We start from the raw sequence: 19,324 nt of genomic DNA, 5'->3' as shown, positions 1-19,324 counted from the left end.
TTATTTAAACTCTTTGGCATTTTGCCAGGCGGCACGGTGTAGACCACCAGCCTGCCTGGCGTTTCAGCAGTACGGTTTGCATCCGTGCTTAGTGGTGCGTGGCAGCGGAGTGGGAGGACGAGGAGTTGCTGTTGCTGGATACCGCAACGGCCGCGGCAACGGCGGCGCCGATGGCCGCGATGGTACCGATGCTCAGGCCTGCCAAGCCTGCGGTGGTGCCTGCTACGCCGGCGGCGGCGGTAGTGGTGCCCACGGTGCCGGCAGTACCAGCCGTACCGGCAGTACCAGCCGTACCGCTAGTTCCCGCAGTGCCGGCAGCTTCTTCAGCGGCGAAGGCCGGAGTGGCGAGCATCACGGCCAGGGTAATGGTGATGATTTTTTTTAGCAGCATGATGAATCCTTTGCTCAAGTTGAACTACGGAAATCAAAAAACAGCTACTACTCATCACTGATGGTATGTGAATTTTTACGATTTTCAAGTCGAATCCGATGACAACATTGTGAACGTGGCAATGAGGTCACCGGACAGCCGACTCAGTCCAGCCAGAAATCTACCCGTTGATGGTGGCTATGCAACAGATCGCGGAAGATGGCGGGGTCCTTGGTGTAGGTCAATTCGCCGGTCACCGGCTGGTAAAGATCTTGCAGGCGGGATACCCAGAAACGCAGTGCCGCGGCGCGCAGCATCACCGGCCAGCTGTCGCGCTCGTCCTGATTGAGCGGCCGCTCCGATTGATAGCCGTCCAGCAGTGCTCGGGCCAGGGCGTCGTCGAGACTGCCGTCGTCGCGCCGCGCCCAGTCGTTTACCGCGATGGCGACATCGTACAGCAGGATGTCGTTGCAGGCGTAATAGAAGTCGATGAAGCCGGCGATCTGATCGCCGTCCATCAACACATTGTCGCGGAACAGGTCGGCGTGGATCACACCCGATGGCAGGTGATCGAAGCGGCGGCTGTCCTGGAACTGGATCTCGGCGCGCAGCGTCTCCGCCTCGTCAGCCGGCAGCTGCGGATACAGCCGCTGCGCGATGCGGTTCCACCAGCGCGGCCCGCGAGGATTCTTCATTTGCAGCGGGAAGGTGGCCGAGGCCTTGTGCATTTGCGCCAGCATCTCGCCCACGGCACGGCATTGGGCGGGGCTGGGCGCGCTGACATCGGCGCCTTGCAGGCAACTGACCAGGCAGGCCGGCTTGCCGGACAGCAGCGAGGCAAAGCGGTCGGCATGATCGGCGATCGGAGCCGGACAGGCGACGCCGTGCCTGGCCAGGTGGCTCATCAGCGACAGGTAGTAGGGCAACTCGTCCAGTTGCAGGGTTTCGAACAGCGTCAGCACATAGCGGCCGTGGCTGGTGGTGACGAAGTAATTGGTATTGGTGATGCCTGCGGCGATGCCTTGCAGTTCCTGCAGACTGCCCAATGCATAACCCTGCAGCCATTGCTGCAGGGTTTCACGGCTGACCGTGGTGTAAACCGACATGCAAACTCCTCAGAAACGCACCAGCACCCAGCGTGGGATGAGGATGCGTGTGGCCGGGTCGACCTGTTTCATGGTGCCGGAGCCGTTGTCGTCTATCAGGTAATACGGCACGCCATGGCCCGGCGTCACCTTTATCATGTACAACTGGCCGTTCAGCCGGTACTCCTCGATCTTCTCGTCGCCCTTCTGGATCAGGCGCACTTCCGGTTCCGGTTCGGCGGAGTTGTCCGGGCTGATGACGGGCGGCGGCGGCACCAACGCCTTGGCCGGCGCGGATGCGTCGGCGGCGAAGGCGGGGGCCAGCGGCAGGAGGAGAAGCAGGGCGGTGAGGCGGCGCATAGATTGTCCTTATTGATATGCGTTATAGGTTGAGCAGCTGTTCGCGTTCTTCGGGCAGCGCGGCGAAGCCGCGGGTTTCGTAGTGCTTGAAAATGGTGTCGACGATTTGCTGCGGATCGTCGATCAGCTGGATCAGGTTCAGGTCGTAGGCGTTGATCATGCCTTCGCTGACCAGGCGGTCCCTCACCCAGTCCAGGAGGCCGGCCCAGAATTCGCTGCAGCACAGGATGATGGGGATCTTGCGGCATTTGCCGGTCTGGATCAGCGTCAGCGCCTCGAACATCTCGTCCAGCGTGCCGAAGCCGCCGGGCATCACCACGTAGGCGATGGCGTGCTTGACGAACATCACCTTGCGGCTGAAGAAGTGGTTGAACTTGACCGACAGATCTTGGTAATCGTTGGGTTTTTGTTCATGCGGCAGCACGATGTTGAGCGCCACCGACAGACTTCTGCCGTAAAATGCCCCTTTGTTGGCGGCTTCCATGATGCCGGGGCCGCCGCCGGATATCACCGAGAAGCCGGAGTCGGACAGACGCCGCGCCACATCCTCGGTCAGTTTGTAGTATTTGTGATCGCGCGGTGTGCGCGCGCTGCCGAATATGCTTACCGCCGGGGTAATGCCTTGCAGTTCCTCGGCCGACTCGACAAACTCCGACAATATCTTCATCACGTGCCAGGCCTCGCGGGAACGGAAGCGCTGCATCATGGCGTGACGGTCACTGGTCTGCGGCAACTTATCGGACAAGCTCATACTTCTGCCTCTTATGAAAACATTGTTATTGATCGACGGCTCTTCTTACTTGTACCGCGCCTTTCACGCGATGCCCGATTTGCGTTCTCCGGATGGCCGACCGGTGGGAGCTGTCTATGGCATGGTGAACATGCTCAGGCGGCTGGAGAAGGAGGTTGAGTTCGATTATAGCGCCTGCGTCTTCGACGCGAAGGGCAAGACCTTCCGCGACGACCTGTACCCCGAATACAAGGCCAATCGCCCGTCGATGCCCGAGGAGCTTGCCTCCCAGATTACGGCGGTCCACGACGTGGTGCAAGCTTCGGGCTGGCCGATGCTGGTGGTGCCGGGAGTGGAGGCCGACGACGTGATCGGCACGCTGGCGCACGTGGCCGCCGCGGCCGGCATGCAGGTGATCGTCTCCACCGGCGACAAGGACATGGCGCAGCTGGTGACGCCGGCGGTGACGCTGGTCAACACCATGACCAACGAGCTACTGGACGAAGCCGGAGTGAAGGAAAAGTTCGGCGTGCCGCCGAACCGCATCGTCGACTACCTGACCCTGATAGGCGACAAGGTGGACAATGTGCCCGGCGTCGACAAGTGCGGCCCCAAAACCGCTGTTAAATGGCTGGAGCAGTACGACAATCTGGACGCGGTCATCGCTGGCGCGGCCGACATCGGCGGCAAGGTGGGTGAGAACCTGCGCGCGGCGCTGGAATGGCTGCCAAAGGGACGAGAGCTGATCACCATCAAGTGCGACGTCGACCTGGCCGCCGATCTGCCGCATGGCCTGCCCGGCCTGCAGCACGGCCAGAAGGACAAGCCGCGGCTGGCCGAACTGTTCCAGGACCTGGGCTTCCGCACCTTCTACCGCGAAGTGACCGAGGGGGCCCAGATGCCTGCGGTCGCCCAGCGCCTTGACGACAGGCCGGCGGCAATCCCCGCGCCATCGCATCAGGCAGACATGTTCTCCGAGCCTGCAGCCGCAGCGCCTGTCCTGCAAGCCGCTCTGCCCGAGGGCGAGCTGGCGCGCCAGTACGAAACCATTCTCACCGAGGCCCAGCTGGACGCCTGGCTGGAGGCGCTGATGGCCGCGCCCATGGTGTCGTTCGACACCGAAACCACCAGCCTGGAGCCGATGCTGGCGCGCATCGTCGGCGTCAGCTTCTCGATAGAGGCCGGCAAGGCGGCCTACCTGCCGCTGGCCCACCATTATGCCGGTGTGCCCGAGCAACTGCCGCTGGACGCGACACTGGCCCGGCTCAAACCCTGGCTGGAGGACGCGTCCAGGAAGAAATGCGGCCAGAACCTGAAGTACGACTGCCATGTGCTGGCCAATCACGGCATCGCCCTGCGCGGCATCGCCGATGACTCGATGCTGGCCTCCTACGTGGTGGAAAGCCACCAGCGCCACAATATGGACGACCTGGCGCGCCGCCATCTGGGCGAGAACACCGTCAGCTACGAGGACATCTGCGGCAAGGGCGCCAAGCAGATCGGATTCGCCGAGGTGGACGTCGCCATCGCCGCCAACTACGCGGCGGAGGACGCCGACATCACGCTGCGGCTTAACCAGTATTTCGCCGGCGAGCTATCCGGCGCGTTGGAGAAGGTGTACCGCGACATCGAGCTGCCGGTGGCCGAAGTGCTGTTCAAGATGGAGCGCCACGGCGTGCTGATAGACCGCGACCGGCTGGCGGCGCAGAGCCACCAGCTGGGCGGCCAGATGCTGACGCTGGAGCAGCAGGCTTACGAGCTGGCCGGACAGCCGTTCAACCTCAACTCGCCGAAACAGTTGCAGGAGATTCTGTTCGGCAAGCTGGCCATTGCCACCAAGGGCGTCAAGAAGACGCCGTCCGGCGGCTATTCCACCGACGAGTCGGTGCTGGAGCAGCTGGCGCTCGACCACCCGCTGCCCAAGTGCATCTTGGAATACCGCGGCCTAGCCAAGCTGAAGTCCACTTACACCGACAAGCTGCCGCTGCTGATTTATCCACAGACCGGCCGCGTGCACACCACTTATTCACAGGCGGTGGCGATCACCGGCCGCTTATCGAGCAACGACCCCAATCTGCAGAACATCCCGGTGCGCACCGCCGAGGGCCGCCGCGTGCGCGAAGCCTTCATCGCGCCGCCGGGCTGCAGCATCGTCTCCGCCGACTATTCGCAGATCGAGCTGCGCATCATGGCTCACCTGTCGGATGATCCGGGCATGCTGAGGGCCTTCGCCAGCGGCGAGGACATTCACAGGGCGACCGCCGCCGAAGTGTTCGGCGTCGAGTTGTCCGCCGTCACCGCCGACCAGCGCCGCGCCGCCAAGGCGATCAACTTCGGCCTGATCTACGGCATGAGCGCCTTCGGGCTGGCCGCGCAGCTGGACATCGAGCGCAGCGCCGCCCAGCAGTACATCGACCGCTACTTCATGCGCTATCCGGGCGTGGCCGAGTACATGCAGACCACCCGCGAGACCGCGCGCGAGCAGGGCTATGTGGAGACGGTGTTCGGCCGCCGCCTGTACTTGCCGGAAATCAGGCAGGCCAACCCGGCGCGCCGCGCCGGCGCCGAGCGCGCCGCCATCAACGCGCCGATGCAGGGCACCGCGGCGGACCTGATCAAGCTGGCGATGATCGCGGTGCAAAACTGGCTGGAGCAGGATGGCCTCTCAAGCAAGCTGATCATGCAGGTGCATGACGAACTGGTGCTGGAAGTGCCCCAGGCCGAGCTGGAGCTGGTCAAGCGCCGCCTGCCCGAGATCATGGCTGGAGTGGCCGCACTCAAAGTGCCGCTGCTGGCGGAAGTGGGCGCCGGCGACAACTGGGAGGCCGCGCACTGAGGCTGAGCGGCAACTCATCCGCAACGGCGCCCGCGGGCGCCGTTTTTTTTCCGCAGCCGTTCGGTTGGCGATTTTCTCTTCCGCATCACTTTCAACCTGCACTTTAGTCGCACTGACGATGGCGGCTTTCCGGCTTTGGAACAGGTGGGGACGGCGAAGGGCGCGTTCGTTTTCCAGACTATGGACTCGTCCCATCGTCATCGGAGGATTCATGGGCATCGCCAGCCAAGCCGGCCTCACCTTGCTGGAGCTGATGACGGCGCTCGCCATCGCGGCCATAGGCGGCAGCCTCGCCATGCCGCTGCTAGGCCAGTCGCTGGAGCGGCAGCGGCTGCACAGCCATGGCCTGGCGTTGCTGGGCTGCCTGCAGTACGCCCGCGCCGAAGCCTTGCGGCGCAATCAGCCAGTCTATCTGTGCGCGGCCAACCTGAAGCGCAACCGCGAATTGCAGGGTTGCCTGCCATCGCCGGGCGGGGCCCGCCAGACCTGGCCGGAAGGAGCGCTGGTGTTCGCCGACCGCGGCGGCGTCGGCAACGGTTATTACGATAGCGGCGAGCGCCTGAGGCTGGCGATGTTCGATGGCGCTCAGGTGGCTGTCCGCGTGCCGATGCGGCAGCTGGCGCTGACGGCGGAGGGGAGGCTGCAGGCGGCGGAGGCGGTGGTCTTCCGCCTGGCCAGTTTGAGTGGCCGCCATTGCCTGAGCCTGACGGTGGCGGCGGATGGCCGCGCCAGCCTGGGAGCGATGGACGATGCTTGCCGCTAGTCCGCGTCAGGCCGGTTTCAGCCTGCTGGAAACCATGGTGGCCTTGGTGATTTGGATGGTGGCCCTACTGGCGCTGGCCGGCATGCAGGCGCGTTCGCTGCAGCATGCACGCGACGCCGAATTGCGCGGCCGCATCGACGATGCGGTCGGCGATCTGGCCAGCGCCATCCAGGCCCGGCCGGAGAGCCATTGGCTGCACTACCTGGAAAGCGGCTATCACGATCATCTGACGGCTGGCGATTGCGCCGGCCAGTGCTCGTCGGCGCAACTGGCGGCGGCCGATCTGGGGCGTTTCAAGCGGGCGCTGCGGTCCGGCAGCAGCCGCATGGAGCAAGTCAGGGCGGTGGTCTGCCGCGGGGATGGCCGCGTGATGCCTTCCGCCGCCAGTTCGGGTTGCGGCGCGAGCGGCGAGCTGGCGATACGGGTGGCCTGGCGCAGCCGCAACGGCAAGGAATGGCAGGAGCATGCCGGTGTCTGGCCGTTGCAGCCCTGAGCGCAGGCGGCAGCGCGGCTCGCTGCTGCTGGGGCAGTTGCTGGGCCTGGCGTTGTTGTCTTTCGTCTTGGCGCAGGCCATGGCGTCGTTCTGCATGGTCCAGCGCACCACTCTCTTGGCCGAGCAGCGCTTGAGCCGCCGCGAAGAGGCGCGTTGGGTTTTGCGGCAGCTGGCGCAGGATCTGTCTTTGCATGGCCGGCTGGGGTGTTTGCAAGTGGCTTGGCGCCGCGATGATTTCAGTCCGCAGGCGTGGGCGCTGGCATTGCCAGGGCGCTTGTTGCGGCATCGGTCGCCGGAGCTGGATCAGGAGGGGAGTCTGCGCCGCCTGCCGCTGGAGGCGCAGGACGGCGGCAACTGGCGGGATTGGCGCGACAGCCGGTTGGTCAGTTGCGGCCGGTCTTATCGTCTGGCGGGGACGGGTGGGCATTGGAGCGACGCCGCGGGGGCTTTGGCGCTGGATCTGGAGCCGGCTTTGCCGGCCTGGAGCGCCGATGGCCTGCATCTGCCATCGCTGCAGCTATGGCTGCCGCGGCAGCGCCATTACCGCTTGCAGGGCCGGGGCGCGGATGGGCGGCTGTTGCAGAGGGATGCGCTGGGCGGCATCGATGAGGGCGGCGAGCGGGTGCTGCTGGAGGGGGTGAGGTCGTTGTCGCTGCAGGTGTTGGCGCAGACGGCGTGCGGCCAGGATGCGCGTTGGGCATGGCGCGACATCAATGCGCTGACGGATGGCGAGGCGGACCGTCTGGTGGCGGCGCGGGTCGCGATGGAGTGGTATCCGGACAAGGAGGGAAAGGTGATTCAGCTGAACCACGATGTGGCGTTGACACCGCTCCAGCCCTGCGGGGCCGGGCTGTGAGCGCAGGGCGGCAGGCGGGCGGAGCGCTGTTGCTGGTGATGTCGCTGCTGGCGGCGTTGAGCATGCTGGTGCTGTCCTCGTCGCAGTTGATCATCAGCGCGCAGCGGCTGGTCGACAATGTGCAGGACCGGCGGCGGGCGCGGATTCTGGCGCAGCAGGCTCTGCTGGGCGCAGAGGAGTGGGTGTGGCGGCTGGACCGCCGGCTCGACATGGCCAGCCGCGCCGCCAAGCCGGCCGATCTGTATGGCGAGGGCAGCCTGTTCTCCCCGAGTTGCCGCGGGCCGCAGGGCAAGGGGCTGTGCGAACCGCAAGAGCCGCCGGAGCGCCGCCGCAGCGGCGAAGTGCCCTTGCTGCATCCATGCGGCAACAGCCGCGAATTTGCGCTGGAGCCGGCGCCGGCGCAGTCCTGGTGCCCGCAGCAGGTGCGTAGCGGCGCGCTCAGCTGGGCCAACCCGCGCTACGTGGTGGAGCTGATCGACCCCGGCTTCCGCGCGCCGGATGGTTCGCCGGGGCGCTTGTACCGGATCACGGTGCGGGCCTGGGGCCGCAATGCATACAGCGCCGTCACCCTGCAAAGCTGGTATCGAGTCGGCGAGGGCTCGGCCGAAGGCCGGCGCCTGAACTGGGGGGAGAGCAAGGAATGAAGACGGCCGGAAGCGGAGGCTTCAGCCTGCCGGAGTTGATGGGCTGCCTGGCCATCGCGGCGCTGCTGCTGGCGATGGCGCTGCCCGGCTATCAGTCTTATCTGCAGCGCGCCAGGCTGGCGGAGGCGCGCGCGGCCCTGCTGGAGGACAACCACTTCATGCAGCGCTGGTATCACGAAAGGGGCGTGTTCCATCAGGAGGGGCCGCTTGCCTGGCCGGAGTTGCCGGTGATCGAGACCGCCGCCTTCGACATCGGCTTCAACAGCGCGGTGCCGTCGGCGGAAAATATCGAGCAGACCAGCTTCATCATCGAGGCCCGGCCCAAGACCGGCTCCGGCCTGGAAGAGTGGCTGCTGAAGCTGGACCAGGACGGCAATATCCGCCAGTGCCGGCAGGAGGACAGCGGCGAGCAGTGCCGGTTGTGACGCTTCAGGCCTGTTGCGGCGCCGGGTCGTCGCCCCAGGGCGCGACTTTCACCAGCAGCATCATGCCCGGTATCGCCAGCGCGGTGCACAGGAAGAAGAACGAGGTCCAGCCTATGCTGTCGACGATATAGCCGGTGGCGGCGTTGGCCAGCGTGCGCGGCACCGCCGCCAGGCTGGTGAACAGGGCGAACTGGGTGGCGGTGTAGGCGGGGTGGGTGCTGCGGGCGATGAAGGCGACGAAGGCGGCGGTGCCCAGGCCCACGCCCAGCGCTTCGAAGCCTATCACCACCGCCAGCATGCCGAGCTGCTCGGCGCCCACCTGGCTGAAATGGCCGAAGCTGGACAGCCAGGCGAAGCCCAGTATCGACAACACCTGCACCACGCCGAAGGCCCACAGCGCGCGGTTGATGCCAAGCCGGAGCATCCACAAGCCGCCCAATAGCCCGCCGGCCACCGCCGGCCATAGCCCGGCATGCTTGGCCACCAGGCCGATCTGCGATTTGGCGTAGCCCATGTCCAGGTAGAACGGGGTGGCCAGCGAGGTAGCCATGCTGTCGCCCAGCTTGTACAGGAAGATGAAGCCCAGTATCCACAGCGCGCCCTGCCAGCCCTGGCGGGTGAGGAATTCGTGAAACGGCTCCACCACCGCCTCGCGCAGCGTCTTGGGGCTGTGGGCGGCCAGCCTGGGCTCTTTCACCAGCAGGGTCATCGCTGCGCCCGGCAGCATGAACAGAGCGGTGATCAGGAACACGCTGCCCCAGGCGATGTGGTCGGCGAGAATCAGCGACAGCGAGCCCGGCACCAGGCCGGCCAGCCGGTAGGCGTTGATGTGCACGGTGTTGCCCAGGCCCAGTTCCGCGTCGTTGAGGATTTCGCGGCGGAAGGCATCCAGCACGATGTCCTGGCTGGCGGAGAAGAAGGCCACCGCCAGCGCCAGGGCGGCGATGCTCCAGATGTCCTCGCGCGGCTGGAACAGGCCGAACAGCGCGAGGCTGGCCAGCAGCGCCAGCTGGCTGGCCAGCATCCAGCCGCGGCGGCGCCCCAGCCAGGGCAGCGTGTAGCGGTCCATCAGCGGCGACCACAGGAATTTCCAGGTGTAGGGCAGGCCGATCAGCGCGAACAGGCCGATGGACTTGAGATCGACGCCTTCGCTGCGCAGCCAGGCCGGCAGCAGGTTGATCAGGGTGTACAGCGGCAGGCCGGAGGCGAAGCCGGTGAACAGGCAGACGAGCATGGTGCGCGAGAACACGTCGCGCCGCCAGTTGATGGGTGCCAGGGTCATGGAGTTCTTGTCGGTAGGGTTGCGGGGGACGCGGCCGACCCCGGCTGGGGCCGGTCCGAACGGCGTCAGCGCCGCAGCGCCTTGGCGATTTTCTGGTCGGTCTTGTACTGGCTGAGCGCGTACACCGACCACAAGGCGGCCGGAATCCAGCCGACTATGGTCAGTTGCAGGATCAGGCAGAATAATCCGGCGAATGGCCGGCCTATGGTGAAAAACTGCAGCCACGGCAGGAAAATAGCCAACAGCAGACGCATGCTCCACTCCTTAATGCTTGACGGTATCAGCCGCGGGCCACCCGGTAGAAAGCCAGGCTGCCGCGCAGGTTGGGCCACAAGGATACCCGCTTGCCCTTGTCCATGACCACCCTCTGGACTATCCGGATGCGGTTCTTGGCGCACAGCGCCTCGAAGTCGCCCAGCATGCACCAGTGGATGTTGGGAGTGTCGTACCATTGGTAGGGAATGGTGTCGGACACCGGCATGTGCCCCTGCAGGATCTGCCAGCGGTTCTGCCAGTAGCCGAAATTGGGGAAGCTGACGATGGCCTCGCGGCCGACGCGCAGCATTTCGTTGAGGATGGCCTCGGTGTGGCGCATCGCCTGTATCGTCTGCGACAGCACCACGTGGTCGAAGCGCTGGTCCTGGAATTCGGCCAGGCCGGTCTCCAGGTCGCCCTGGATGGCGTTGACGCCGGCGGCGACGCAGCGCACCACGTTGGCGACGTCCAGGTCCACGCCGTAGCCCTGCACCTGCTTGCCATCCTGCAGCGCCGCCAGCAGCTCGCCCTGGCCGCAACCCAGGTCCAGCACCCGGCTGCTGGGAGATACCCAGTCGTAGATCATTTGCAGGTCGGGACGGAGAGTGTTCTGGCTCATGCGTTTACCTCCTTGGCCACGCGGTCGAGATAGGCGCGCATCAGGTCGACATAAGGCGGGTCGGTCATCAGGAAGGCGTCATGGCCGTGCGCGGACTCGATCTCGGCGTAGCTGACGCGCTTGCCGGCGGCGATCAGCGCTTTCACCGTCTCGCGCGAGCGCTCGGGCGCGAAGCGCCAGTCGCTGGTGAAGCTGGCCACCAGGAAGCTGGCTGTCGCCTGCTTCAGCGCGGCGGCCAGGTCGCCGCCGTGGTCCTTGGCCGGGTCGAAGTAGTCCAGCGCCTTGGTCATCAGCAGATAGGTGTTGGCGTCGAAATAGTCGGAAAACTTGTCGCCCTGGTAGCGCAGATAGCTTTCGATCTCGAACTCGACGTCGTAGCCGAAGCGGTATTCGCCGGAACGCAGCATGCGGCCGAATTTCTCGCCCATGCCGTCGTCGGACAGATAGGTGATGTGGCCCAGCATGCGCGCCAGCCGCAGGCCGCGCCGCGGCACTACGCCGTGGGCGTAGAAGTCGCCGCCGTGGAATTCGGGGTCGGTGAGGATGGCTTGGCGCGCCACGTCGTTGAAGGCGATGTTCTGCGCCGACAGTTTGGGCGCGGAGGCGATCACCAGCGCGTGGGCGATGCGTTGCGGATAGGCGATGCTCCAGTGCAGCGCTTGCATGCCGCCCAGGCTGCCGCCTATCACCGCGGCCCAGCGGGCGATGCCCAGCCGGTCGGCCAGTCGCGCCTGCGCGGTCACCCAGTCGGGCACGGTCACCACCGGGAAGGCCGAGCCCCAGGGCTGGCCGCTGGCGGGATTCAGGCTTGAGGGGCCGCTGCTGCCGTGGCAGCCGCCCAGATTGTTGACGCCCACCACGAAGAAGCGGTCGGTGTCTATCGGCTTGCCGGGGCCTATCATGGTGTCCCACCAGCCGGCGGCTTTGTCGTCGGCGTGGTAGCGGCCGGCGACATGGTGGTGGCCGGACAGCGCATGGCAGATCAGGATGGCGTTGCTGGCGTCGCGGTTGAGCCGGCCATAGGTTTCGAAGCGCAGCTGGTACCCCGGCAGCACGGCGCCGCTAGCCAGCGGCAAGGGCGTGTCGAACACGGCGTCTTGGGCCGCGACGATGCCTACCGAACAGTTGGTGTCGGTCATATGTGGTGGTGGCCTCTTTTAATTATCTCCGCGCGCCACCCTCTGTCGGGGCCGGCTGGGCGAAGTCTCCTGCGGCTACTGGACGATTATATCCGCAAGCCGGGCTTGCGCGGGGGGAGATCGCGCCGGGATAATCGCGGCACCTTTTACCTGACTGCCATCATGTTTGGACGCTTGTTCAAGTTTTTCGTGCTGTGCCTGGTGCTGTGGGCGGTGGCCCGCTGGCTGCTGCGGCCCAGCCAGCGCCGCACGCTGCATGAGCTGTTTTCCGCGCTGGCGATCGCGCTGCTGATCAGCGCCGGGCTGTTCTGCGTGCTGTACTGGCTGGGCTGGCACAATATTTGACGCTTGGCGGCGCTCCGCCGGATAGCCGTTGCCTGACAGGCCAGACCGCCCGGCGCCGGCAAGGCCGGCGGGCGGCGAGCAGTGGATGATCAGTCGGCGGCGCTGGCGGGTTTCGTGTCGCTGCCATCGTCGTCGCCATCGGTGCGATTGCCGCCGATATGCCGCACCAGATTGTCCATCCAGCGGTTGACGGTGGGATGGACGTTGGCGCCGAATTCGGTCTGCTGGTAGTTCAGGTTTTCGCTGGAGGCGTAGCTGACCTGATAGCCGGCGGCATCGTAGGCGACGTTCAGCACCAGCGCGTAAGCGCCTTTGACGTGCTTGAGGGTGAGCTTGCCGGGCTGGTCGGCCACTACGTTCCATTGCAGGCCGCTCGCGGCGCGGACGATGACCGCCTTGGTTTTGCCAATGTCGCCATTGGGGGCGGTGAGGGCGATGCGCTGGGGTTGCGCCAGCGCATCGCTGCGGGCGAAGGCGGATTGGCAGAGCAGCAGGCTGAGCAGGGTCAGGGTAATGGCGATTAGTTTCTTCATGACATTGTCTGATTGTAGTTGTTGGTCTAAACCGGCACGGATTGCCATGGCGGACGGTAGCCGATGGCCGACCCAGTTTATCACGATGGCATCGGCGCTGAGCGATCTGGCAAGGATAGCCTTTGCTAACACTTTAGCGCTGAACGGTTTGCATCGACCGGTGTCAGAATCGGCATGTTGATCCGACCAAGTCGAAACGACAGGAGCGCCTTCATGCTGATCAGGAAACCCGCCGACCACTTGCCGTCGGAAATCACGCCGGAAAAAGTGTATTTCAACCGCCGCCAGTTCATGCTGGGCGCCGCCGGCTTGATGCTGTCCGCCGAGACCTTGGCCGGACTCAACGCCAGGAAGAGCCCGCTGTCGACGCTTGCCGCCAACGACAAGCCCAACAGCCTGAAGGAAATCACCAGCTACAACAACTTCTACGAATTCGGCACCGACAAGGCCGATCCAGCGGAAAACGCCCACACTCTGCATACCCGGCCGTGGAGCGTGCTGGTGGACGGCGAGGTGGCCAAGCCGCGCCGCATCGCCATCGAGGATCTGCTCAAGTTTCCGCTGGAGGAGCGCGTCTACCGGCTGCGCTGCGTGGAGGGCTGGAGCATGGTGATTCCGTGGGTGGGCTTTCCGCTCGCCAGCCTGCTCAAGCAGATGAACCCGACCTCGCGCGCCAAATACGTGGCGTTTGAGACGCTGCAGCGCTCAAGCGAAATGCCCGGCCAGCGGGACGCGGTGTTGGATTGGCCGTACCGCGAGGGCTTGCGCATCGACGAGGCGATGCATCCGCTCGCCATCCTGGCGGTAGGCCTGTACGGCAATGCGCTGCCGAACCAGAGCGGCGCGCCGATCCGCCTGGTGGTGCCGTGGAAGTACGGCTTCAAGAGCATCAAGTCCATCGTCCGCATCCGTCTGCAGGAAACTCTGCCGGCCACCAGCTGGAACCTGGCCAACGCGCATGAATACGGCTTCTATTCCAATGTGAATCCGGAGGTGGACCACCCGCGCTGGAGCCAGGGCAGCGAGCGTCGCATCGGCGAATTCTTCAAGCGCAAGACACTAATGTTCAACGGCTACGGCGACCAGGTGGCCGGCCTGTACCGCGGCATGGACCTTAGAAAGAACTATTGATGACGACCTTGAGTATGAAGCCCGCCAAGCCGGCATCCGCCGCCGACCGCAGACTGGCCATCGGCAAAGCGCTGTTGTTCATCGCCTGCCTGCTGCCGCTCTCGCGCACCGCCTGGATCGTGCTGTCCGGCGCGGCGGTGAATCCTATCGAATTCATCACCCGCTCCACCGGCACCTGGACGCTGGTATGGCTGCTGGCGACGCTGTCGATGACGCCGCTGCGCCGTTTCAGCGGCCAGGCCTGGCCGCTCAAATGCCGGCGCATGCTGGGCCTGTTCGCCTTTTTCTACGCCAGCCTGCACTTCACCACCTATCTCTGGCTAGATCAGTTTTTCGACTGGCATCACATTCTGAAGGACATCGCCAAGCGGCCGTTCATCACCGTCGGCTTCGCCGCGCTGCTGCTGATGAGTCCGCTGGCCCTCACTTCGACCCAGGGCTGGATGCGGCGGCTGAAGCGCAACTGGGGCAAGCTGCACCGGCTGGTGTATCCGGTGGCCATTCTGGCGGTGACCCACTATTGGTGGCTGGTGAAGAAGGACATCACCCAGCCCCTGATCTATGCCGGGGTGCTGGCGTTGCTGCTGGGCCTGCGGTTGTGGTGGAAGTGGAGAAGGCCGTCGCCTTGACCCGCGGGCTTGGCAGCCGGCCGCGCCGGTTTTAAAGTCGGGGTTTTCAGTAATCCGATTACACACCATGTCCAAGGAAAAAGCCCCGGTCACCCAGGCCATCCGCGTGCTGCGCGAGCAGCAGGTCAGCTACAGCGAGCATCTGTACAAATACGAGGAAAAGGGCGGCACCACGGTGTCGGCGCGCGAGCTGGGCGTGGCCGAGCACGCGGTGGTGAAGACGCTGATCATGGAAGACGAGAACAAGCGGCCCTTGATCGTGCTGATGCACGGCGATCGCGAAGTCGGCACAGGCATGCTGGCCAAGCAGATCGGCGCGAAGAAGGTGCATCCCTGCAACCCGAAAACCGCCGACAGGCACAGCGGCTACCAGGTGGGAGGCACCAGTCCCTTCGGCACCCGGCACCAGATGCCGGTGTATATGGAGGCCAGCATCGCGGAACTGGACACCATCTACATCAACGGCGGCAAGCGCGGTTTCCTGATCGGCGTCAGTCCGCGGGAAGTGATGCGCGTGTTGCGGCCCACGCTGGTCAACGCTGCGGCGTAGCTTCCGGGAAGTTGCGCTGATAGATCGCCTTCAGGCTGCCGTCATTCTGCATCTGCTCCAGCGCGCGGGCGAAGTCTTCGCGGATGCGTGCCACCTGCGGATAGCTGCGCGAAAACATCAGCCCCAGCGGCGTCTCCTTGTCCAGCGGCGTGGGGATGAAGCCAAACTCCTTCTCATGCCCAGGCAGATTGCTGTGGATCAGAAACAGCCCGCGCTCCAGCGTCATCGGCGCCAGATCCAGATGGCCTAGATAGAGCTGCCGCAGCGCGTGCAGTTCGTCGCTGGTCAGCAGCGTGTTCAGCTTGTGCTGCTGGAACAGCGGGATATACCAATAGCCCAGCTGGGTGGCGATGCGGTAGCCGCGCAACTCGTCCAGCGATTTGAACTGCTGCGGCGGATGCGGCAGGTGCGGCTTGTGGAAGAACAGGTAGCTGGTGGAGCGCATCAGCGCAGCGGAGAAATCGAAATCCGCTCCCCGCTCCGGCGTCGGGCGGTAGGGAAAGGCGGCAGCGGCCTTGCCGGACTTGGTCAGCCATTCCGCCTGCGGCCAGCTCTGGAAGGTGAGGTGCGGCTGATAACCGGCGCGGCGGAAGGCCTCCTGCACGATTTCGGTGAAGACGCCTTGCCCGGGCAGGGTTTGCGAGACATATGGCGGCCATTCCCCGGTGGCGAGCTCGACCACTGGATCGGACGCGGCCGCGGAACGGCACAGCAAGAGAACCAGCGCGGGGAACAGCAGGCGCCACATGGTGTTTCCTTGCGAGGAGGGGATATTGTGTTATCGCACAGTGCTCCCCTCCAACCAAGGACTTACCACCACCAGAACATGAAGCCCCAGGCGCAGTCGACCAGCGCCAGCGCCGCCAGCATGGGCAGCAGCGCCAGATAGCGCGCCGCCGATCCGCCCCAGTGCCGCATGATGCCGCGCGCCAGATGCAGCGACCACAGATTGGCGCCGGCCAGCAGCAGCAGGCGGGCGTGATTGGCCCATTGCATCGGCACGCCCTCGGCCTTCAGCAGCGTGACGGTCAGCGCCGACAGGCCGAGAAACACGCCGCAGCCGGCCAGCGGGATCAAGGCCTGCGCCAGATGGTGCAGGCGCCGGGTCTGCCAGCGGCCGGCCGCGCATACCGCCAGCGCGAGGCAGGCGAGAATGCCGCTGCCCAGCGCCAGCGCGGTGGTGGCGACATAGGTGATCAGCGCGGCCCCGTCCAGCCAGGAGAACACGTCGTTGTGCTGCGGGTAGTGGGTGAGCAGCCACCACGGCGCGCCGGTATCCAGCGGCCACATGATGTCCTTGTCCACCAGCCATTCCGCCGCGGTCTGCTTCAGCGATACGAACCACGGGCTCATGGTCCAGTGGAAGGCGCCCATCGCTACGCCCAGCAGGCCGTAGACGATCAGCGCGGTCTGCCAGCCGTCTGCCTCCCTCTCCGCCACCCGCACCACTTCGTCGCTGGGCGAGCGCAGGCTCAGCTCGATGGCGCCGCGGTGGTCGCTGCAGCGGCCGCACATATGGCAGCCACTGCCGCCCTGCATGTGCCTGAGCGGCTGCAGCGGCGCGCAATCCACCGCCGCCACCCGTTCCCGCTTCTGCTGCGATTGCTTCCAGGCTGCCTCGTCGACGCGGTAATGCATAGGCGCCAGCTTGGACAGCAGGCCGAACACGCCGTTGACCGGGCACAGGTGGCGGCACCAGGCGCGCTTGCCGCGGGTGTAGACGAAGCCGACGGCCACCGCGGCCACGGTGGAGCCGCCCAGCACCAGCAGAGCGGCCTTGGGATATTGGTAGACGCTGACCAACTGGCCGTAGACGGTGGTCAGCACGAAGGCGACGAAAGGCCAGCCGCCCCAGCGCATCCAGCGCGGTATCGGCCGGCCCAGGCCCTTGCGGGCCGCCCATTCCGACAGCGCGCCTTCCGGGCACAGCACGCCGCACCACAGCCGGCCGAACAGCACCATAGACAGCAGCACGAACGGCCACCAGATGCCCCAGAACACGAACTGGGCAAAGATGGTGAGGTTGTTCCACATCCGCGCGCTGTCTTCCGGCAGCTCCAAACAGGCGGGAACGATCAAGAGGAAGGCGTAGACCAGCACCACCGCCCATTGCAGCTTGCGCAGCAGGCCGGCGCGGTCGCGCAGCCAGCCGCCTACGGCCGCCAGCACGCCGCCTGGCTGCCGGCCGTTGCTACAGGAACCGCCGCCCTGGGGGGCGGCGACGATGGGAATCACGCGTTGCGGGCGGACCGGTTTCATGCGGAGATGGCCTGGCGGCGGTTGCGCCACTGGAACAGTGCCCAGATGGCGGCCCAGAACAGCGCGTAGCCTATCAGGCTGGTCAGCGCCGGGTGCGAGCGGTAGCCGGTCAGCGAGGCGACCACGCCGCCGAAGGGGCTCATGTCGTCAAGCAGCGCCGAACTGTCCCACAGCGGGTCCACCAGCGCCGGCAGAATGTCCAGCGAGATCAGTTTCTCCACGCCGCTGAGAAACAGCGAGGCGCCCAGCAGCAGCAGCATGATCTCGGTGACGCGGAAGAACAGTCGCCACGACAGCACCTTGCCGCCCAGTTGCAGCAGGTAGAAGGTGAAAAAGGCCAGCAGCAGGCCGAAGGCGCCGGCCCCGGCCATCTTGGCCAGCTCCACGCCATTGGCTTCGGCCAGCATGCCGTACAGGAACACCACGCACTCGCTGCCTTCGCGGGCGATGGCCAGCGCGGCCAATACCGTCACCCCCCACCAGTTGTTGCTGGCTGCTTTTTCCGACAACCCGCTTTCCAGCTCCTTCTTCAGCGTGCGGCCATGCTCGCGCATCCACAGCACCATCTGCACGATCAGCGCGGCGGCGACGAACACCATGCCGAGCTGGAAGTAGTCTTGCGCGCCGGCCATCAGGCTCCCCGCGGCGAACAGCGCCACCGCCAGCGCGACGGCCAGCGCCAGGCCCAGCGCCACGCCGCCCCACAGATAGGGCTTGCCGGCGCGGCCGGCCGCGTTCTGGTTCATCCAGGCATTGAGGATGCCGACCACCAGCAAGGCTTCGACGCTTTCACGCCAGACGATGAAAAGTACCTGTCCCATATTGGCTCCTGCGGTTTATTTGGCGACGATCACGCCCTGGCCGGTTTTCATGTGGAATTCGTCGAAGAACTTGTATTCGCCGGGCGACAGCGGCTGGAACACCAAGAAGGATTCCGCTCCGGGGCCCAGCACCTTCTCCTTGCGCAGCGGCGTGCTTTCGAACTCGGCCGGCGTCTTGCCGGTGTTCATCACTTCCACCTTGAATTTCTTGCCGGCGGGCACCACCAGCCGGGCGGGCTTGAAGATGCCGTCCTTGATTTCCAGCTTGAATACCGGCATGTCTTCGGCGCTGGCGGCCAGCGACAGCAGGCTAAAGCATAGGGCGGCCAACAGGGGGCGCAGAGCTTTCATGGGATGTGTTCCAAATGCGGAACAGCGCAGGCAGAGGCGCGTGCGCTGTTGTGGTTTTCATCGCGCGAGAATGCGGCGGCGCGCATTCTCATCGCCCGGGCTTAGTAGCCGCCCTTCTTGCCGATGCCGGCGAAGGTGAACTCGTAGTTGATCTCGAACGGCTTGAACCACGGACCCACGCCGGTTTCCTTGTCGACGTGGCGGCCGAAGTGGGCGTGCTCGTTGGCCGACGGCGCCATCACGGTGTACTTCAGCTTGTACTTGCCGGGACCTTGCAGCTTGACGTTGTCGCCGTAGTGCGGGCCATCGTTGGCCACCATCGGCATCAGCTCGCCTTTCTGGGTTTTGCCGCCGACCTTGGCCAGTTCGTACTTGACCACCAGGTAAGGCATCCACGCGCCTTCCTCGAAGCCGTTGGGGTTGTTCTTGGTGGCGTGGATGTCTGCTTCCAGATGGATGTCGGAAGCCTCTGGCTTCAGCATCATGCCGTCCGGCTCCATCTTGGTTGGCTGCAGGTAGACGGCGCCGATCTCCATGCCGTTCTTCAGCATGGGTTTGCCGATCGGGTATTCCTTGGCCATGGCGGAGAAGGAGGCGGACAGGGCGACGCTGGCGATGGCCAGCTGGCAGACAAAGCGGCGCATTATGTTTTCCTTATTCGAGTTGGCCTGACTGACAGGCGCAGAAGGCCATGATAATGCTAGTAATTATCGTTTGCAAACTTCCAATCGAATGATATTGGCCGAACTTGGCTGAACTTTGATGATAATGTCAATTTTGCGCAGCTAAGTTGCGATCGAGCCGGCAATATGGGCGTAAATTAAAACCATTTTTATCATGTGGGAAAT

The 19,324-nt window shown here is 64.9% G+C and carries 24 protein-coding genes; 10 read left to right on the top strand and 14 right to left on the bottom strand.

Annotated features, from left to right (window positions below):
* Positions 1 to 88: 88 nt before the first annotated feature.
* From BI344_RS23600 to BI344_RS01690, 4 genes are all read right to left on the bottom strand, one after another.
* Complete coding sequence (locus tag BI344_RS23600) at positions 89 to 391, bottom strand: hypothetical protein (protein ID WP_083338661.1); 303 nt, start codon at positions 389 to 391, stop codon at positions 89 to 91.
* A 143-nt stretch (positions 392 to 534) separates the two neighbouring features.
* A complete protein-coding gene (gene thrB, locus BI344_RS01700) occupies positions 535 to 1,476 on the bottom strand; it encodes a homoserine kinase (protein ID WP_071111238.1) in 942 nt (313 codons plus the stop codon).
* A 9-nt stretch (positions 1,477 to 1,485) separates the two neighbouring features.
* The gene (locus tag BI344_RS01695; protein WP_071111237.1) at positions 1,486 to 1,815 is read right to left on the bottom strand and encodes a DUF2782 domain-containing protein; all 330 of its coding nucleotides are present in this window, start codon (positions 1,813 to 1,815) and stop codon (positions 1,486 to 1,488) included.
* Positions 1,816 to 1,837: 22 nt separating this feature from the next.
* Positions 1,838 to 2,566 carry an LOG family protein gene (locus tag BI344_RS01690; protein WP_071111236.1) on the bottom strand — a complete coding sequence of 243 codons (729 nt, stop codon included), beginning with the start codon at positions 2,564 to 2,566 and terminating at the stop codon, positions 1,838 to 1,840.
* Positions 2,567 to 2,579: 13 nt separating this feature from the next.
* Here BI344_RS01690 and polA point away from each other — a divergent pair, with 13 nt between their 5' ends.
* From polA to BI344_RS01660, 6 genes are all read left to right on the top strand, one after another.
* On the top strand, positions 2,580 to 5,381 hold the full coding sequence (gene polA, locus BI344_RS01685; RefSeq protein WP_083338662.1) for a DNA polymerase I: 2,802 nt from the start codon (positions 2,580 to 2,582) through the stop codon (positions 5,379 to 5,381).
* Positions 5,382 to 5,592: 211 nt separating this feature from the next.
* Complete coding sequence (locus tag BI344_RS01680) at positions 5,593 to 6,144, top strand: GspH/FimT family pseudopilin (RefSeq protein WP_071111235.1); 552 nt, start codon at positions 5,593 to 5,595, stop codon at positions 6,142 to 6,144.
* On the top strand, positions 6,131 to 6,637 hold the full coding sequence (locus BI344_RS01675) for a prepilin-type N-terminal cleavage/methylation domain-containing protein (RefSeq protein WP_071111234.1): 507 nt from the start codon (positions 6,131 to 6,133) through the stop codon (positions 6,635 to 6,637). The genes BI344_RS01680 and BI344_RS01675 overlap by 14 nt, the downstream gene beginning before the upstream one ends.
* Positions 6,609 to 7,493: a hypothetical protein gene (locus tag BI344_RS24265; protein ID WP_071111233.1), complete on the top strand. Its 885-nt coding sequence runs from the start codon at positions 6,609 to 6,611 to the stop codon at positions 7,491 to 7,493. Before BI344_RS01675 ends, BI344_RS24265 begins: the two co-directional genes overlap by 29 nt.
* The gene (locus BI344_RS01665; RefSeq protein ID WP_083338665.1) at positions 7,490 to 8,137 is read left to right on the top strand and encodes a pilus assembly PilX family protein; all 648 of its coding nucleotides are present in this window, start codon (positions 7,490 to 7,492) and stop codon (positions 8,135 to 8,137) included. Before BI344_RS24265 ends, BI344_RS01665 begins: the two co-directional genes overlap by 4 nt.
* Complete coding sequence (locus tag BI344_RS01660; RefSeq protein ID WP_071111232.1) at positions 8,134 to 8,562, top strand: type IV pilin protein; 429 nt, start codon at positions 8,134 to 8,136, stop codon at positions 8,560 to 8,562. Before BI344_RS01665 ends, BI344_RS01660 begins: the two co-directional genes overlap by 4 nt.
* A gap of 4 nt (positions 8,563 to 8,566) precedes the next feature.
* Here BI344_RS01660 and BI344_RS01655 read toward each other — a convergent pair whose 3' ends face one another.
* The 4 genes from BI344_RS01655 to metX all read right to left on the bottom strand — a co-directional run bounded on the left by BI344_RS01655 (position 8,567) and on the right by metX (position 11,857).
* A complete protein-coding gene (locus BI344_RS01655) occupies positions 8,567 to 9,844 on the bottom strand; it encodes an AmpG family muropeptide MFS transporter (RefSeq protein ID WP_071111231.1) in 1,278 nt (425 codons plus the stop codon).
* Between the two features lie 65 nt (positions 9,845 to 9,909).
* Complete coding sequence (locus tag BI344_RS01650; protein WP_071111230.1) at positions 9,910 to 10,098, bottom strand: YqaE/Pmp3 family membrane protein; 189 nt, start codon at positions 10,096 to 10,098, stop codon at positions 9,910 to 9,912.
* A 26-nt stretch (positions 10,099 to 10,124) separates the two neighbouring features.
* Entirely contained in the window at positions 10,125 to 10,718 is a 594-nt protein-coding gene (gene metW / locus BI344_RS01645) for a methionine biosynthesis protein MetW (RefSeq protein WP_071111229.1), read from the bottom strand.
* Positions 10,715 to 11,857 carry a homoserine O-succinyltransferase MetX gene (gene metX / locus BI344_RS01640; protein WP_071111228.1) on the bottom strand — a complete coding sequence of 381 codons (1,143 nt, stop codon included), beginning with the start codon at positions 11,855 to 11,857 and terminating at the stop codon, positions 10,715 to 10,717. Before metX ends, metW begins: the two co-directional genes overlap by 4 nt.
* Before the next feature lie 162 nt (positions 11,858 to 12,019).
* Here metX and BI344_RS01635 point away from each other — a divergent pair, with 162 nt between their 5' ends.
* Positions 12,020 to 12,202, top strand: coding sequence for a protein MIGRI (locus tag BI344_RS01635; RefSeq protein ID WP_071111227.1), 183 nt, complete (start codon positions 12,020 to 12,022; stop codon positions 12,200 to 12,202).
* Between the two features lie 89 nt (positions 12,203 to 12,291).
* Here BI344_RS01635 and BI344_RS01630 read toward each other — a convergent pair whose 3' ends face one another.
* Positions 12,292 to 12,735: a hypothetical protein gene (locus BI344_RS01630; RefSeq protein WP_071111226.1), complete on the bottom strand. Its 444-nt coding sequence runs from the start codon at positions 12,733 to 12,735 to the stop codon at positions 12,292 to 12,294.
* Positions 12,736 to 12,948: 213 nt separating this feature from the next.
* Here BI344_RS01630 and msrP point away from each other — a divergent pair, with 213 nt between their 5' ends.
* From msrP to ybaK, 3 genes are all read left to right on the top strand, one after another.
* Positions 12,949 to 13,866, top strand: coding sequence for a protein-methionine-sulfoxide reductase catalytic subunit MsrP (gene msrP / locus BI344_RS01625; RefSeq protein ID WP_071111225.1), 918 nt, complete (start codon positions 12,949 to 12,951; stop codon positions 13,864 to 13,866).
* On the top strand, positions 13,866 to 14,495 hold the full coding sequence (locus BI344_RS01620) for a protein-methionine-sulfoxide reductase heme-binding subunit MsrQ (protein WP_071111224.1): 630 nt from the start codon (positions 13,866 to 13,868) through the stop codon (positions 14,493 to 14,495). The genes msrP and BI344_RS01620 overlap by 1 nt, the downstream gene beginning before the upstream one ends.
* Positions 14,496 to 14,562: 67 nt before the next feature.
* Entirely contained in the window at positions 14,563 to 15,045 is a 483-nt protein-coding gene (gene ybaK / locus BI344_RS01615; protein WP_071111223.1) for a Cys-tRNA(Pro) deacylase, read from the top strand.
* Here the strand turns inward: ybaK and BI344_RS01610 are convergent.
* From BI344_RS01610 to BI344_RS01590, 5 genes are all read right to left on the bottom strand, one after another.
* A complete protein-coding gene (locus BI344_RS01610) occupies positions 15,029 to 15,793 on the bottom strand; it encodes a substrate-binding periplasmic protein (protein WP_071111222.1) in 765 nt (254 codons plus the stop codon). The two genes, ybaK and BI344_RS01610, sit on opposite strands and share 17 nt — an antisense overlap.
* A gap of 62 nt (positions 15,794 to 15,855) precedes the next feature.
* Positions 15,856 to 17,304 (bottom strand): 4Fe-4S binding protein, encoded by a 1,449-nt coding sequence (locus tag BI344_RS01605; RefSeq protein ID WP_083338666.1) that lies wholly within the window; start codon positions 17,302 to 17,304, stop codon positions 15,856 to 15,858.
* Positions 17,301 to 18,125 (bottom strand): FTR1 family iron permease, encoded by an 825-nt coding sequence (locus BI344_RS01600; protein ID WP_071111221.1) that lies wholly within the window; start codon positions 18,123 to 18,125, stop codon positions 17,301 to 17,303. Before BI344_RS01600 ends, BI344_RS01605 begins: the two co-directional genes overlap by 4 nt.
* Before the next feature lie 15 nt (positions 18,126 to 18,140).
* Positions 18,141 to 18,476 carry a cupredoxin domain-containing protein gene (locus BI344_RS01595; protein ID WP_071111220.1) on the bottom strand — a complete coding sequence of 112 codons (336 nt, stop codon included), beginning with the start codon at positions 18,474 to 18,476 and terminating at the stop codon, positions 18,141 to 18,143.
* Positions 18,477 to 18,577: 101 nt separating this feature from the next.
* Entirely contained in the window at positions 18,578 to 19,120 is a 543-nt protein-coding gene (locus BI344_RS01590; protein ID WP_071111219.1) for an iron transporter, read from the bottom strand.
* Between the last annotated feature and the right edge of the window lie 204 nt (positions 19,121 to 19,324).

The sequence above is a fragment of the Chromobacterium sphagni genome (assembly GCF_001855555.1).
GTDB classification, from domain to species: Bacteria; Pseudomonadota; Gammaproteobacteria; order Burkholderiales; family Chromobacteriaceae; genus Chromobacterium; species Chromobacterium sphagni.
The sequence above is the reverse complement of the archived record's forward strand: the minus strand, read 5'-3'. Positions and strand labels throughout refer to the sequence as shown.

Excerpts from the sequence above, each read along its gene's own strand:
- msrP (WP_071111225.1), top strand. The coding sequence starts at position 12,949 with ATGCTGATCAGGAAACCCGCCGACCACTTGCCGTCGGAAATCACGCCG.
- BI344_RS01630 (WP_071111226.1), bottom strand. The coding sequence starts at position 12,735 with ATGAAGAAACTAATCGCCATTACCCTGACCCTGCTCAGCCTGCTGCTC.
- BI344_RS01600 (WP_071111221.1), bottom strand. The coding sequence starts at position 18,125 with ATGGGACAGGTACTTTTCATCGTCTGGCGTGAAAGCGTCGAAGCCTTG.
- BI344_RS01650 (WP_071111230.1), bottom strand. The coding sequence starts at position 10,098 with ATGCGTCTGCTGTTGGCTATTTTCCTGCCGTGGCTGCAGTTTTTCACC.
- BI344_RS01595 (WP_071111220.1), bottom strand. The coding sequence starts at position 18,476 with ATGAAAGCTCTGCGCCCCCTGTTGGCCGCCCTATGCTTTAGCCTGCTG.
- polA (WP_083338662.1), top strand. The coding sequence starts at position 2,580 with ATGAAAACATTGTTATTGATCGACGGCTCTTCTTACTTGTACCGCGCC.
- BI344_RS01610 (WP_071111222.1), bottom strand. The coding sequence starts at position 15,793 with ATGTGGCGCCTGCTGTTCCCCGCGCTGGTTCTCTTGCTGTGCCGTTCC.
- BI344_RS01605 (WP_083338666.1), bottom strand. The coding sequence starts at position 17,304 with ATGAAACCGGTCCGCCCGCAACGCGTGATTCCCATCGTCGCCGCCCCC.
- BI344_RS01655 (WP_071111231.1), bottom strand. The coding sequence starts at position 9,844 with ATGACCCTGGCACCCATCAACTGGCGGCGCGACGTGTTCTCGCGCACC.
- BI344_RS23600 (WP_083338661.1), bottom strand. The coding sequence starts at position 391 with ATGCTGCTAAAAAAAATCATCACCATTACCCTGGCCGTGATGCTCGCC.
- BI344_RS01590 (WP_071111219.1), bottom strand. The coding sequence starts at position 19,120 with ATGCGCCGCTTTGTCTGCCAGCTGGCCATCGCCAGCGTCGCCCTGTCC.
- metW (WP_071111229.1), bottom strand. The coding sequence starts at position 10,718 with ATGAGCCAGAACACTCTCCGTCCCGACCTGCAAATGATCTACGACTGG.
- BI344_RS01680 (WP_071111235.1), top strand. The coding sequence starts at position 5,593 with ATGGGCATCGCCAGCCAAGCCGGCCTCACCTTGCTGGAGCTGATGACG.
- ybaK (WP_071111223.1), top strand. The coding sequence starts at position 14,563 with ATGTCCAAGGAAAAAGCCCCGGTCACCCAGGCCATCCGCGTGCTGCGC.
- BI344_RS24265 (WP_071111233.1), top strand. The coding sequence starts at position 6,609 with ATGCCGGTGTCTGGCCGTTGCAGCCCTGAGCGCAGGCGGCAGCGCGGC.
- BI344_RS01695 (WP_071111237.1), bottom strand. The coding sequence starts at position 1,815 with ATGCGCCGCCTCACCGCCCTGCTTCTCCTCCTGCCGCTGGCCCCCGCC.
- thrB (WP_071111238.1), bottom strand. The coding sequence starts at position 1,476 with ATGTCGGTTTACACCACGGTCAGCCGTGAAACCCTGCAGCAATGGCTG.
- BI344_RS01690 (WP_071111236.1), bottom strand. The coding sequence starts at position 2,566 with ATGAGCTTGTCCGATAAGTTGCCGCAGACCAGTGACCGTCACGCCATG.
- BI344_RS01635 (WP_071111227.1), top strand. The coding sequence starts at position 12,020 with ATGTTTGGACGCTTGTTCAAGTTTTTCGTGCTGTGCCTGGTGCTGTGG.
- BI344_RS01675 (WP_071111234.1), top strand. The coding sequence starts at position 6,131 with ATGCTTGCCGCTAGTCCGCGTCAGGCCGGTTTCAGCCTGCTGGAAACC.
- metX (WP_071111228.1), bottom strand. The coding sequence starts at position 11,857 with ATGACCGACACCAACTGTTCGGTAGGCATCGTCGCGGCCCAAGACGCC.
- BI344_RS01660 (WP_071111232.1), top strand. The coding sequence starts at position 8,134 with ATGAAGACGGCCGGAAGCGGAGGCTTCAGCCTGCCGGAGTTGATGGGC.
- BI344_RS01620 (WP_071111224.1), top strand. The coding sequence starts at position 13,866 with ATGACGACCTTGAGTATGAAGCCCGCCAAGCCGGCATCCGCCGCCGAC.